This window comes from Streptococcus sp. HF-2466, from assembly GCF_015594645.1.
Lineage (GTDB): Bacteria > Bacillota > Bacilli > Lactobacillales > Streptococcaceae > Streptococcus > Streptococcus anginosus.
In genome coordinates this window covers 55,598-69,584 of record NZ_JADNQU010000003.1, presented here as the reverse complement: position 1 = coordinate 69,584, position 13,987 = coordinate 55,598, and the positions used below count along the sequence as shown (strand labels likewise).

Genomic DNA, 13,987 nt, shown 5'->3' with positions numbered 1-13,987 from the left:
AAGCTGATAGCAATACTTATATAAACAATAAAGTCATGAGATTCATCTTACTCATGACTTTTTTATTATGCGACTTTCAGTCCGTCTCGTGGCCTTCGGTGCGAGACAAATAAATAGTTCATCTAAAATTTAGTTTGAAAATTCATCTTTTTCTATCAGATAATCATAAATTTCCTGCACCGTTCCTAGAGCCATAAGCTCCTGCTCCTTGACTGTTTTCTTCAGTTCTTGATAAATATGGCTGTTTTCAATAGCCTTTTTTTCTGCTTTTTTGTTTACTTGCATCACTCCATCTTGAATTGTCACAAAGTCCAGCTCTTCAAATATCTGAATCATCTTGATGAGTAGAATTGGGTCAATCTTGAGATAAGCAGCTAGTTCTTTGAGCTTATAACGAATGTCAAACTCTGGAAATTGATAAATTGTTTTATAGAGTTTTGCAAACTGGTCTCTCGTTCCGAAACCTGTCAGATAATAGGGCTGAGCAATCTCATTTTTAAAGTAAATTGCTTCAAAATGTCCTTGCTGAATGATTACTTTGAGCTGATTTAGGCGTTCAGGCAAGTCATACACCACAACTGCTCTGCTCTTTTCCAAATTAGGCATTTCTTCTGAAAAACGCAGGACGGGCACATTTTCAGGCAAAGGAGCATTTTTACCTCGGATATTAAAGAGCTGAATCCCATTGACCCTAGCATCCACCAGCATAAGCTGGAGACTAGTTTGACCATTCCATTTATTGACCGACAGAGTAACCGCCAGCTCTAAGTTTTTAGTTTGGGAAAATTCTGTTGCAAGATTACCTAGACCAAAAGCTACGACTTCAAAAGCTACGTTAGCCTGGGAAATTTTCAGCTTAAGGTGAGTATTTCCCGCCCCCATGGTGCGGGCATTTTCAACCTTAAAATCTTTCAAATAAAAAACAGGCTTTTTATTGTCCATGCCAAAAGGAGCTAACTTTTCAAAGTTTTTGAGGGTCTCTAGTGTCAAATCTGGCAAGGATAATTCCTCATCCAAAAAGAGCTCATTCTTAGTGGACAAATCCACTTGATTATCTTCAATATATGCTACCAAAACCTGGCTGAGTGCTTCTAACTTGCTGGCCTCTAGAGTCATCCCAGCTGCCCCTGCATGCCCACCAAAAGCCACAAATAAATCTCGATGAGGGTCTAACGCTTCAAAAATATCAACTGCTTCAATGCTGCGGGCGCTGCCTTTTGCCAAATCATTTTCAATATTCAAGACGATGACCGGCTGGTGTAATTCTTCCAAAAGCCGACCTGCCACAATTCCCAAAACACCTGGATTCCAACCTTCACTAGCTAGAACTTGAACAGGATTATCGGGATCAACCATGGTCTTGGCTTCATCATAAATCTTCTGAACAATCTCTTTGCGCTCTTCATTTTTCTGGTTAATCATAAGGGCAATATCACGTGCTTCTTCCTCATCAAAACCCGTCAGAAGTTCAATAGCAGGATTTGGATCATCAAGTCGACCTAGAGCATTGAGTCTAGGGGCTATCTGAAAACCAAGTGTTTCTTCATCCACTTCATTTTCCTGAATACCTGCAATTTTAAAAAGCTCCTGCAAGCCGACCCGCTGCGTATTTTTCAAAATGGATAAGCCATATTTGACCAGAATGCGATTTTCATCTGTTAGGCTGACCATATCTGCGATAGTTCCAATAGCGACTAGATCTAGCAACTCTACTTGTACTTCCTCTAAAAGCGCGGTTGCTAGCTTAAAAGCTACACCGCAACCAGCTAAGTGCTTAAAAGGATAATCAGCCTCCGGATGTTCTGGGTAAATAATTGCATAAGCATCAGGAAGTACCTCTGGCATAGAATGGTGATCCGTCACAATGACATCCACTCCCATAGACTGAGCTAGTTCGATTGCTTCATGTCCTGCAACTCCATTATCCACTGTAACGATGAGTGAAATTCCCTGATTTTCAATAAAATACTTGTAGACACTGGCATTAGGACCATAACCGTCTGTGAACCGATTGGGCAAATAGACCCGACACTCTGCTCCAAGTTGTTCTAACGCTTCTTTAACAATAGAAGCCGAAGTCATGCCATCCGCATCATAATCTCCATAAATCAAGATCTGCTCATAATTTTCAATCGCTTGACGAATGCGCGTCACTGCCTTATCCATATCATGCAGTTCATAAGGATCATGCAGCTGGTCCAAACTAGGCTCTAGAAAATCTCGCAGCGCTTCTTCTGTCTGGATTCCTCTCTGATAAACCAGATTAGCTACCGAAGCCTCCAAGCCAAGTTTTTTAGCTTTTTTAATAAAGCTCTCATCTGAAAAATTTGTGGCAATCTGCCAATCATATTTTGATGTAATCATGCTTTTATCTTTCTGTTGCAATATAAAGTCTATTATAACACGAAAAGACTAGCTTTCACTAGCCCAAACCTCCAATTTTATACACAAGCATTTATCTAATAGCTTTTACCTCTATAAATCAAACCCGTGCAATTCAAATCCGACAGTTCCCGAAATCCTAAAGAGCGATAAAAGGCTAAATTTTTGTCTGACTGCTCTGTTACTAGCTGAATCTGATAAACATCTGCAAATGTCTCCAGCGTTTGTCGAACCAATTCTCGACCGATACCTTGGCGCTGATAAGACGGAAAAACTAACAAGTCCTGAATGAAAACACTAGAAAATCCGTCTCCGACTGCTCGAAGGAGACCAACTAACTGTTCCCCATCATAGGCTGATACAGTAGACAGTGAATGCTGAAATGCTTGCTCTAACATATCTGCTCGTTCTGTATAGTTAGTCCAGCTAACAGATTGGTAAAGCGGAAGCAAGTCTTCAATAGCAATTTGTCTATTTGCAAAGTAACGAATCATTCTTGTCTCCTTTTTGCAGCCAAATATGCTGAAAAGCGGCAATATCTCGATAAGGAGACTGTTGGCAAACTACAAGCTCTACCTCCAGCATCTTTTCCCGCCAGTCATTAGCAGTCTTCACTGCATTGTCTTGCAAGCCATAGAAAATTCGGATTCCTTGATAGTCCTGAACAGTCAGTTCAATGTCAATTTTTTGTAATAAGTCTGCTATTTCATAATAGGTTGCTTGTCCCATTGTATGCGATTGATAGGACTTACCTGATAATAAATCCAATGCTAAATTTGTATCATTTGCAAACACAACCGTCTGCATAATCCGCCCCACTTCATTGTGCTTAACGAGCGAAATTTGTCCGCCTTTTTTCAACAATCTTCTAAATTCAGCTAGGTAAAGAGCTGGTTCATCCACATACTCCAGAACATTGTGACAAATGATAAGGTCAAAACGAGCACTTGGAATTTCCTTCAACAATTCTAGGCTGCCTTGTAGTTGATGATAATGAAAATTCTGCTTCCGCTCTGCAACCATCTCGTCATTTGGTTCTATGGCTGTTACCTGATTGTTTTGTGCTAAAAAATTCGCCACCAGACCAAAACCACTACCGAAATCCAGTACTTCCTTATTTTTTATATGGGCTAGCTGAGCAAAGAGAATCTCATAATAAAGCTTGCCCCATGGTTGATTTACAAATGCCTTGTAAGCTGTCACATCCATAAATTTCTCCTATTTATAATTAAACATTTTACTAGCTAGTTTGTCACCAATATTTGGAAAAAGTGTGTAAAGTTTGTGGGCTGCTTTCAGGGCAAAAGGCATCGTCAGCTCCCGCTTCTTTTTCCCAAAATTGTCCACAATTTGCTTAGCGACGACATCTGCTTCTAAAATATACTTATCAACTGCCTTAACATAACTGCCGTCAGGATCAGCTTTGTCAAAGAAAGCCGTCTTAATTGGTCCCGGATTAACCGTAGTCACATAGACATTGTAAGGCATGAGCTCTAAGCGCAGGGCGTTGGAGAAACCAATTCCAGCAAACTTGGTAGCTGAGTAAAGACTGGATTTGGCGCTGGCAATCAGCCCAGCTGTGCTAACAATATTGACAATATGCCCATGACCCGCTTGCTTCATTCGCTCTCCGAAGAGACGAGACAGATTCATAAGAGCAAACGTATTGACTTCAAACATGGCATGAATATCCTCGTTGCTAATCTTGTCAAATTCCTCAAAAATACCGTAACCAGCATTGTTGACTAGAACATCCACCTGAGCATACTTCTGGTAAATTTCTTCAGTAAAAGCTTCTAAAACTTTGTAATCTGTAATATCTAACTCAACTAACTCGCAATGTGCATGATTTGAATAAAGTTTTGTTAACTTTTCTCGACTGCGTCCCACTAAAATCAGCTGGTCATTTGGCAATAACTTCACCATTTCCTGTGCCACACCGCCACTAGCTCCTGTAATAACGACTGTTCGCATGTGTTCTCCTTATTTTTCTTCTAAAAAATCCGTTTGGTTTTCAACTTCAAAAGCAAGCGTTTTTGTATTCAATAGACTAATGCTGCAATGTTTGACGTGGAATAGATTGCTTTTATTCGTCCATTCTATCTGGTTCACTAAATGATAGATAATGTTAATCACTCCACCATGTGTGACCACAATTTGCATCTCATCTGAGTTATGATTTTCCTTCAAAAAAAGTTCAAACCAAGTTTTTATCCGTTGATAAAATTCTATCGGGCTTTCTCCATTTGGATAATGCTCGTCCATTGCAAGACTTCTAAAATAAAGATGAGGAAATTTTTGATCAGCCTCGCTATTTAACATTCCTGCCAAATCGCCATTATTCGTTTCTCGTAAGCTGCTTTCTTTCTCCAACGGCAGTTGAAGCGCCTCCGCTAAAATTGTTGCAGTTGTCTCAGCTCTTTTTAAATCACTCGTAATCATTTTCGTAAAATGATAATCTTCTTTGTGTTGGACTAAGTAATCTGCTAACGTTTTTGCTTCTCTTTTCCCTTCAGGAAGCAAATCGAGCTGACTCCAGCCACCTCTGTGTTGATCAGAATCTTTCCCATGTCTGACAAATAATATGTTCATGATTTCCTCTTTCCTTTAAATTTTAAGAATTATCCTTGCCAAAAATTCATAGTTCTACTTCTTCTAAATCCTTGACCAAGTGAACGTTTTTAAAAATGGAACTGGCATCTCTGCGCATTTGACCTATATCTTTTGATAGAAAGCGTGCGCTAATATGATTGAGAAGGAGACGCTTGACACCAGCTTCTCTAGCAATTTCTGCTGCTTGCATATTGGTAGAGTGACCGTGATTGCGAGCGATTTTCTCATCTCCTTTACCATAAGTGGACTCGTGCACCAAAACATCTGCATTCACAGCCAGTCGCACACTGGCATGCGTTTTACGCGTATCCCCCAAAATAGTGATAATCTTGCCAGGTCGTGGAGCTGAAATGTAATCTGCTGCTATAATTTTCGTCCCATCTTCCAGTACTACATCTTCTCCATTTTTCACCTTACCAAAGAGAGGGCCAAAAGGAACACCTGCGACTTTCAATTTCTCAGCATCCAACGTACCTTCCAAATCTTTTTGCATAATGCGGTAACCCACACAAAAAATGCTATGATCTAGTTTCTCTGCATAAACTGTAAATTTATCAGTTTCTAAAATTTTCCCTAAGTGTTTTTCGTCAAATTCGTGAAAATGAATCCGATAAGGCAGGCGCGATCCCGACACTCGCAGACTCGTCATGACAAAATTTTTAATGCCAATCGGTCCATATATTTCAATATCTGTTTGCTCTTCATTAGCTTGAAATGATCGAGTGGATAAAAAGCCCGGTAGACCAAAAATATGATCCCCATGCAAATGAGTGATAAAAATCTTTCTAATCTTTCTGGGACGAATCGTCGTCTCTAAAATGCGATTCTGGGTTCCTTCACCACAATCAAACATCCAAATTTCATTGATTTCATCCAATAGTTTCAAAACCAGACTAGAAACATTACGAGCCTTAGAAGGCTGACCAGCTCCTGTACCTAAAAATTGTAGTTGCATATTTTTCTTTCTATTTTTCTTTAATATAAATCATAGCAGAGCGATTCTGCGAGCGATAGTAAAGCTGACCAGCATAGTCTTGAGCCAACTGGATTAGCTCTTCCTGATTGTACCCTTCCAGTTTCAAGCGACCATCTGCTAGCTTATAAAGATCTGTCAGAGCAGAGAGCGGCTGCTTTTGGACTACTTCTTCAGGAATTGCTGGTATCATCCGAATGACATTTTCCTCTTCATAAACCAGATAGTGAGGAAAAATCTGAGCAATTTCAAAAAGCAAATTGGGCTCAATTTCCTCTGGAGTTTCCGGAAAAATCAAGCCAGTTTCGACTTCATTTTCAAAGCAGAAACCATAAGACCTACCTGAAAGATTCAAGCGAATAAAAGGCTTTTCCTCTTCAAAGTTAGGGTGGTCGTTAAAAAGAGCCAATTCTTTACTTAATTCTAAAAAATAATCCGTTGCAGCTTCCGGACTCTTTTTTTGATAGAGTTCCGAAAAATACGCATTTATAACACTTGGCGGTGGTGTGATAAAGGTCAACTTTTGCGAATCGGACAACTTGTCCAAAACATTTCCTAGATAAACACGGTCTAAGCTCGTGAAACCGCCATATTTAAGTGCTAATTTGATATAATCAGTCATAAAATTCTTCTAGTCTCCATTTATTCTTTTCTGCTATATAGCCAGAAATTGTTTCACTTTCTTCCAGATACTCTCTCTTATCAATGATTGCCAGACTTTCCAATTCATGTAACTTATAAGCCTTGCTAGGACTAACCCTGATACGAAAAGGGACAAAAAGTTCTCTCATCTTATTCAACAGAGCATTCTGCAAAACTGTTCTGCTATTTTCATTTTTCGCCGAAATCAGGACATAGGGAGTTAAGGTTGGAGTAAAGTTCTCTGCTTTGTCTGCTTTATTATAGAGGGTCAAGCGAGGAATATCTCGCATATCCAAGTCCTTCATAATAGCCAAGACCGTTTTTTCATGTTCTTCGTGGTTAGGGTCGCTGGCGTCAATCACATGAACTAAAAGGTCCACATTTTTACTCTCTTCCAAAGTGGATTTGAAGCTAGATACTAGCTCGGTCGGTAAGTCTTGAATAAAGCCGACTGTATCCGTCAGTGTCACATTCAGCCTACCTGTCAAATTGATGCTTTTTGTTGTCGCATCTAAAGTGGCAAAAAGCTCGTCCGCCTCATATTGGCTCTTGTTCGTCAAGGCATTCATAATGGTAGACTTTCCAGCATTAGTGTAACCAATCAGACCGATTTTAAAAACACTGGAGTCCAGACGTTTCTCTCGCACAGTTGCGCGGTTTTTCTCTACAATTTTGAGTTGACGCTCAATATCATGAATCTGATTGCGAACACTACGACGATTGAGTTCCAACTGACTTTCACCAGGACCACGGGAACCAATTCCCCCAGCCTGACGGCTAAGCATAATCCCCTGCCCGACCAAGCGAGGCAAGAGATATTTAAGTTGAGCCAAGTGAACTTGAAGTTTTCCTTCGTGACTCCTAGCCCGCATAGCAAAAATATCCAAAATTAATTGCATGCGGTCAATAACCTTGACCCCTAGAATTTCTTCCAAATTGATATTCTGGCGAGGTGTCAGACGATTATTGACAATGACGGTGGAAATCTCATCTGCTTCTACCATACGCTTGATTTCTTCTAATTTTCCAGCACCAACAAAAGTCTTGCTATCATACTTCTCTCGTTTCTGAGTGTAAGAGGAAACCACCTGAGCACCAGCAGTCTTGGCTAAACTGGCTAATTCTTCCATAGACATGGAGAAATTTTCTATTCCCTGCAATTCCACTCCAATAAGGATCACTCGTTCCTGCTGTTTTTCTGTTTCAATCATTCAAAAATTCCTCTATATCCTGCATAATCCGTTCTTTGACATTCGGATCTGAAACCTGATAAAAAGTAGCATTCATGCGATTTCTAAACCAAGTTAGCTGACGTTTAGCAAAGCGGCGAGTGTTTTGTTTAAGTTTATTGATAGCTTCCTCCAAGGCCAACTCTCCGGCAAAGTAAGGGAAAAGTTCCTTGTAGCCAATTCCTTTGCTGGCTTGGACATGTGGATAGTTGTCATAGAGCCACTTCGCCTCTTCTAAAAGTCCAGCCTTTAGCATTAGATCCACTCGCTGATTGATACGCTCATAGAGAATCTCTCGATCATCGTCCAGACAAATCAGCAGGGCTTCATAGTCAGTCTGTTTGTTTTCAAGTTCATTCCCCAAATGAGCAATTTCCAGCGCTCGCATAGCCCGCCTGCGGTTAATCTGGGGAATTTTGATGCCCAGCTCTGCTATTTTGCCAAATAGCTCCTCATCATTCAAAGAATCTAGCTCAGCTCGATAAGCTAAAATCTCCTCATGAGAAGCTGAACCACCCAGATGATAGCCCTCCAGCAAACTTTGAATGTAAAGCCCCGTTCCGCCTGCAATAATCGGCAGTTTCCCTTTTGCTACAATCATCTCAACAGCAGCCTCGGACTCCTTTACAAAATCAAAAGCTGAATAAGACTCGGTCACTTCCCGTACATCTATCAAATAATGAGGAATCTCCTCCTGCTCATCTGGAGTGACTTTAGCCGTTCCGATGTCCAGTTTTCTATACACTTGCTGACTATCACCACTAATAATCTCACCATTGAAACGTTTTGCGAGGTCTATGCTGAGAGCTGTTTTTCCGACAGCAGTTGGTCCTACAATTACAATTATCTTGGTTTTCATCTTTTCCCTTGAAAAAAATTTAATTTTTCGTTACTATATATTATAACATAAATAAAGTTCAGAAAAGGAGAAATCTCATGGCTAAAGGATTTGTTAAAGGTGTTGTAACTGGCGTAGCTGGTACTGTTGCTGCTGTTGCAGGTGCAGTTTATACATTCAAGAAAAAAGTGATTGAACCTGAAGAAAAGAAAGCAGCTTTCATCGAAGAAAACCGTAAAAAAGCAGCTCGCAAACGTGTATCACATTAATAGCTTATATATTATAAAAACTCCAATGGATAACTCACTAGAAAAATGAGTATCTGTTGGAGTTTTTTTACACGTTCTTTCTCATACTATAAAAGACAGTTTTTTATTCATAACGCAAGGATTCGATTGGATCCAATTTAGAAGCCTTATTAGCTGGCAAAATACCGAAAACAATCCCGATAGTTGCAGAAAAGAGTACACTTCCGACAGCAGATACTGTCGTAATGGTTGGAGGAGCTCCGAAAAATGCATCCAAACTATGACCGATAGATGCCACGATAAGAGCTGCTAAAGCAAGCCCAATCAAACCGCCAATCGCTGTCAACACCATTGACTCAATGACAAATTGCATCAAGATATTGCCACGGGTTGCCCCAAGGGCTTTTCGAAGACCGATTTCACGGGTTCGTTCTGTTACCGATACAAGCATAATATTCATGACACCGATACCACCAACGAGAAGTGCTATCCCGGCAATCGCTCCAAAAACCACTTGCACAATGGCAACCTGACTTTGGATCGCAGCCAATTGACCAGCTTGGTCGAACATTTGGTACTCGCCTTCTCTCACACCAGACAATTTTGTCATCAAGCGCGCAGCTGCGCTTCCGTCTTTCAGCACATCATCTAATTTTTTAACATGTACCACGACATTCATAATCTCAGCAACATTGTATTCAGCTGCCAACTGAGTGTTAGCCATTAGTAAATTTCCGTTGTTCATATTGGCTAAGCGATTTCGCGTTTCATTCGGATCTTTATAAACCCCAATCACACGGTAATTATTAGATCCCAGCTGGACAATCTGATTGAGCGCCTTATCTGCACCTCCAAAAAGAATATCAGCTAGTTTCGTATCCAGTAATACAACTCTTGCAAATGTTTGATAATCATTTGATTTCAATGTCCGTCCTGCAACGATTTGGTATTTCTTTACCGTAAAGTAAGTGGAATTGATACCTGTTATAGGAATATTGTCCGCCTTTTTCTTACCATAATTTACTGTAGCGGTTGTGTTATTTGTAACATAATAATTGTCAATTCCGCTAATATCATTAACCGCTTGCTTGACCCAAACTTCTTGGATTTGAGGCTCTTCTTCTGTCGAAACTGTCTCATCACCATTTCCACTTTCAGCATCGTCACGCATCTCTTGATACGTCATAACACCATCACCGTTTTTACTTCTCTTGTGTGAGTAAAATAAGGAAACATCTTGCTGTGCACCACCCAAAACATCTGTGAAGGCATTGGACATACCACTTCCTAGAGCCACAATAACCACAACAGACATAACACCAATGATAATGCCCAACATCGTTAAGAAAGAGCGCATTTTATGCCCCATAATGGAGTTGATTGCAAATTTCCAATTCTGCATCATGCTTCTCCTTTCTTACTGTCTGATGAGATGACACCGTCTCGAATAACGATTTGTCGTTTTGCAAAGGCTGCAATCTCAGGCTCATGAGTGACCATGATAATGGTTTTTCCTTCACGATTTAGCTCCGTCAGCAATTCCATAATTTGCTCACCCGTCTTGGTATCCAAGGCTCCCGTCGGCTCATCTGCTAAGATAATGGAGGGATGATTGACCAAGGCACGCGCAATAGCCACCCGTTGCTTTTGCCCACCAGAAAGTTCTGATGGTAAATGGTGCATCCGCGTTTCTAACTCAACTTTTTTAAGATATTGCTCTGCTAAAGCTTTCCGTTTGGATTGAGAAACCCCTGCATAAATCAAAGGAAGTTCTACATTTTGAAGAGCATTTAATTTTGACAAGAGGAAGAATTGTTGGAAAACGAAGCCAATCTGCTGATTACGCACTTTGGCTAGCTTTTTCTCACTGAGCTTGGCAACTTCTTCACCTTCCAAGTAATATTCACCACTCGTTGGGCGATCCAACATACCAATGATATTCATCAAGGTTGACTTTCCTGAGCCAGAAGGCCCCATAATCGCAACAAATTCACCTTCTTCAACTTCTAAATGAACATCTTTCAAAACTTGAAGCTCCTGATCTCCATTGCGATAACTTTTGCTAACATTTTTTAAATCAATGAGTTTCTTCATACGATTTCACCTCTTGACCGTCTTTCAAGCTATCTGTTGGATTGGTGATAACTTTACTATCTTTTGTCAAACCAGATGAGATTTCTTGATTTTTAGCATCTGCATTTCCTAGTGTCACTTGCACTTTTTTTGCAGTTCCTTTTTCTAGTGTCCAAACATAGTTTTTATTGTTTTCAGAAACAACGCTGCTGACCGGCACTAGAATCCCTCTTGTATTGTTTTTTACTTCAACATTGACGGAAAATCCTTGCTTCAAATCACCAATTTCGCTTGTAATATCTACTGTATAGGGGTATTTTGCTCCTGAATTTGCAGTACCTGCACCAGCTGCTGCTGTATTTTGATTGTCTTTTGGATAATTTGAGATATAGCTGATTTTTCCAGTCCATTTCTTATCTGGATAGACCTTGGACGTAATCGTCACTTCTTGTCCAACTGAAAGATTTGCCAGATTATACTCTGATAGCTCTCCCTTCACTTGCAGGTTTCCGTTATTGACAATATGAACGAGTGTTTGATTAGTACCTGTCGTAGATTTAGAAACATCACGATTGACTTCTACTACAGTTCCATTATTTGTACTGATGACAGTCGTTGCATCTAGTAATGCCTGTGCTTTATTGATATTGTCCACAGCATCTGCGCGATTGTCCTGCAAATCCTTTAATTGAGAATCCACCGAACGTTGTGCAGACGCAGTTGTTTTATTATCTGCCGCTTCATCACCCGTCACATCAACAGTTGTTCCATACGTTTTCAAATCATAAATTTGGCGATCAATCTTGTTTAAAGCACGAACAGCAGCATCATATGTAGCTTGTGCTTCCACACTCTTGTATTGAACTAAGGCTTGTCCGGCTGTAACTTGATCTCCAACATTTACAAGAACATTATCCAAATCGCCCTTTGTCCCGTCATAATAGACATATTGCTCATTGTTAGCCGCAACATTTCCTGACAGCAAAACAGATGAAGCAACTGACCCTTCTTTTGCTTTCTGCACTTGAATCGTTTCTTCTTTATCTTTATCAGCAGTACTATTACCATTAAACAATAACATCGTACCTATCGCTCCTAAAACGACAACCACAGTTATACCAATCAAGCTGTACAACTGCCACTTTTTCAATTTTTTCATCTCTTTCTCCTCCTGATGAAAACGGTCTATTCTTTATATTATAACACATACGATTAAAAATAAGATAACATCTATAAGAAATCCTTTACTCTTTTAACATCCGTCTACCTTCTTTCTAGTTATTTTGTGTTGTATTAAATATATAATACAATAATACAATCAAATAATCAAGCCTTTTATCAATTTTTGTAGCAGATTTTTGCAATCATTTTCTAAAAACGTTACAATAATTTCATACTACAGATAAAAAGGAGACTCGTATGAGAACATTTGATATCATTGCTATTGGGGGCGGTAGTGGAGGAATTGCGACCATGAACCGTGCTGGAGAACACGGTGCAAAAGCTGCCGTTATTGAAGAAAAGAAATTAGGGGGCACCTGTGTCAACGTCGGCTGTGTTCCTAAAAAAATCATGTGGTATGGCGCCCAGATTGCCGAAGCCATTCGCGATTATGGACCAGACTATGGTTTTACTTCGGATAATCAGCAGTTTGACTTTAAGACGCTTCGGAAGAATCGCGAAGCCTATATTGATCGTGCCCGCAATTCTTACAATAATAGTTTCAATCGAAATGGCGTTGAGTTGATTGAAGGTCGCGCCAAATTCATAGACCGCCATACAGTTGAAGTCAACGGCGAGCTTATCCAAGCCAAGCATATTGTCATCGCAACTGGTGCTCACCCTCATATTCCAGCAGTATCCGGAGCAGAATTCGGTGAAACCTCTGACGATGTTTTTGCATGGGAAAAACTCCCTCAATCCGTTGCCATTCTTGGTGCCGGCTATATCGCAGTTGAACTAGCTGGACTTCTTCATGCTCTGGGTGTAAAAACAGACCTTTTCGTTCGTCGAGATCGTCCTCTCCGCAATTTTGATTCTTATATCATCGATGGTCTTGTGGAAGAAATGAAGAAATCAGGTCCTACTCTACATACGCACAAAATACCAGAAAGGCTTGAAAAACTTGAAAACGGAGCGATTCGTATTACCTTCGAGGACGGAACGAGCCACACCGCTCAACACGTCATCTGGGCAACTGGGCGCATTGCAAACACCAAAGGGTTGAATTTAGAGGCGGCTGGTGTTACCCTAAATTCTCGTGGCTTTATAGCAGTTGACAAATTTCAAAATACAGCAACATCGGGTATTTATGCTCTAGGAGATGTTACAGGCGAAAAAGAATTAACCCCTGTTGCTATCAAAGCAGGTCGTACCTTAGCCGAACGCTTATTTAATGGAAAAACTGAAGCTAAAATGGATTATTCTAACATTCCAACTGTTGTCTTCTCTCACCCAGCGATTGGAACAGTTGGCTTGACCGAAGAACAGGCAATTCAACAATACGGAGCAGAAAGTATCCATATTTACACTTCTAACTTTGCTTCCATGTATTCAGCTGTCACCCAACACCGACAACAAGCCAAGTTCAAGCTCATTACAATGGGGATAGATGAGAAAATCATTGGTCTCCACGGAATTGGCTATGGAGTTGATGAGATGATTCAAGGCTTTGCAGTTGCTATCAAAATGGGAGCTACCAAAGCAGATTTTGATGCGACTGTCGCCATTCACCCAACCGGTTCAGAAGAGTTTGTCACCATGCGTTAATCGTAGAGACGCTTCTCATAAATATCTTCCTCCCAGAGTTTTTCCATTTTTATCTCAATAGTCAGAATGGCTGCCAACGTCTCTGACTATTTTAGTTTACACGATAACTTCTTCTCATCCCATAACTTATTCTTTCATTTTATCTGCTAGGGAGTGGGACAGAACTAAAAGTTTTCGATTTTTAGTTCGTAGTCCCACCCCCGCAAGGGTGATTAGGTGC

The 13,987-nt window shown here is 40.3% G+C and carries 14 protein-coding genes; 2 read left to right on the top strand and 12 right to left on the bottom strand.

The window, feature by feature from the left end; genetic code table 11:
* Nucleotides 1-129: 129 nt before the first annotated feature.
* From recJ to miaA, 9 genes are all read right to left on the bottom strand, one after another.
* On the bottom strand, nt 130-2,364 hold the full coding sequence (recJ, locus tag IYQ91_RS04150; RefSeq protein ID WP_195673164.1) for a single-stranded-DNA-specific exonuclease RecJ: 2,235 nt from the start codon (nt 2,362-2,364) through the stop codon (nt 130-132).
* 95 nt (nt 2,365-2,459) lie between these two features.
* Entirely contained in the window at nt 2,460-2,876 is a 417-nt protein-coding gene (locus IYQ91_RS04145) for a GNAT family N-acetyltransferase (protein ID WP_195673163.1), read from the bottom strand.
* Nucleotides 2,854-3,591, bottom strand: a complete 738-nt coding sequence (locus tag IYQ91_RS04140) for a class I SAM-dependent methyltransferase (RefSeq protein WP_195673162.1) — start codon at nt 3,589-3,591, stop codon at nt 2,854-2,856. Before IYQ91_RS04140 ends, IYQ91_RS04145 begins: the two co-directional genes overlap by 23 nt.
* A 9-nt stretch (nt 3,592-3,600) precedes the next feature.
* Complete coding sequence (locus IYQ91_RS04135) at nt 3,601-4,356, bottom strand: SDR family NAD(P)-dependent oxidoreductase (protein WP_195673161.1); 756 nt, start codon at nt 4,354-4,356, stop codon at nt 3,601-3,603.
* A 9-nt stretch (nt 4,357-4,365) separates the two neighbouring features.
* Nucleotides 4,366-4,974 carry a histidine phosphatase family protein gene (locus IYQ91_RS04130; RefSeq protein ID WP_195673160.1) on the bottom strand — a complete coding sequence of 203 codons (609 nt, stop codon included), beginning with the start codon at nt 4,972-4,974 and terminating at the stop codon, nt 4,366-4,368.
* A 46-nt stretch (nt 4,975-5,020) separates the two neighbouring features.
* On the bottom strand, nt 5,021-5,950 hold the full coding sequence (gene rnz / locus IYQ91_RS04125; RefSeq protein WP_195673159.1) for a ribonuclease Z: 930 nt from the start codon (nt 5,948-5,950) through the stop codon (nt 5,021-5,023).
* 10 nt (nt 5,951-5,960) lie between these two features.
* Nucleotides 5,961-6,590: a cystathionine beta-lyase gene (locus IYQ91_RS04120; protein WP_195673158.1), complete on the bottom strand. Its 630-nt coding sequence runs from the start codon at nt 6,588-6,590 to the stop codon at nt 5,961-5,963.
* Nucleotides 6,583-7,821, bottom strand: a complete 1,239-nt coding sequence (gene hflX / locus IYQ91_RS04115; protein WP_195673157.1) for a GTPase HflX — start codon at nt 7,819-7,821, stop codon at nt 6,583-6,585. Before hflX ends, IYQ91_RS04120 begins: the two co-directional genes overlap by 8 nt.
* On the bottom strand, nt 7,814-8,698 hold the full coding sequence (miaA, locus tag IYQ91_RS04110; protein ID WP_195673156.1) for a tRNA (adenosine(37)-N6)-dimethylallyltransferase MiaA: 885 nt from the start codon (nt 8,696-8,698) through the stop codon (nt 7,814-7,816). Before miaA ends, hflX begins: the two co-directional genes overlap by 8 nt.
* Before the next feature lie 77 nt (nt 8,699-8,775).
* On the opposite strand from miaA, the gene IYQ91_RS04105 reads away from it, so the two are divergent.
* The gene (locus tag IYQ91_RS04105) at nt 8,776-8,946 is read left to right on the top strand and encodes a DUF3042 family protein (RefSeq protein ID WP_003024081.1); all 171 of its coding nucleotides are present in this window, start codon (nt 8,776-8,778) and stop codon (nt 8,944-8,946) included.
* 103 nt (nt 8,947-9,049) lie between these two features.
* Here IYQ91_RS04105 and IYQ91_RS04100 read toward each other — a convergent pair whose 3' ends face one another.
* Genes IYQ91_RS04100 through IYQ91_RS04090 form a run of 3 tightly spaced genes read right to left on the bottom strand, consistent with a single transcriptional unit; the run spans nt 9,050 to nt 12,157 of the window.
* Nucleotides 9,050-10,327 carry an ABC transporter permease gene (locus IYQ91_RS04100; RefSeq protein WP_195673211.1) on the bottom strand — a complete coding sequence of 426 codons (1,278 nt, stop codon included), beginning with the start codon at nt 10,325-10,327 and terminating at the stop codon, nt 9,050-9,052.
* Nucleotides 10,327-11,019 carry an ABC transporter ATP-binding protein gene (locus tag IYQ91_RS04095; protein ID WP_003024078.1) on the bottom strand — a complete coding sequence of 231 codons (693 nt, stop codon included), beginning with the start codon at nt 11,017-11,019 and terminating at the stop codon, nt 10,327-10,329. Before IYQ91_RS04095 ends, IYQ91_RS04100 begins: the two co-directional genes overlap by 1 nt.
* Complete coding sequence (locus tag IYQ91_RS04090; protein ID WP_126467151.1) at nt 11,003-12,157, bottom strand: efflux RND transporter periplasmic adaptor subunit; 1,155 nt, start codon at nt 12,155-12,157, stop codon at nt 11,003-11,005. Before IYQ91_RS04090 ends, IYQ91_RS04095 begins: the two co-directional genes overlap by 17 nt.
* A 260-nt stretch (nt 12,158-12,417) precedes the next feature.
* On the opposite strand from IYQ91_RS04090, the gene gorA reads away from it, so the two are divergent.
* Nucleotides 12,418-13,767, top strand: a complete 1,350-nt coding sequence (gorA, locus tag IYQ91_RS04085; protein ID WP_195673155.1) for a glutathione-disulfide reductase — start codon at nt 12,418-12,420, stop codon at nt 13,765-13,767.
* The last annotated feature ends 220 nt before the right edge of the window (nt 13,768-13,987 follow it).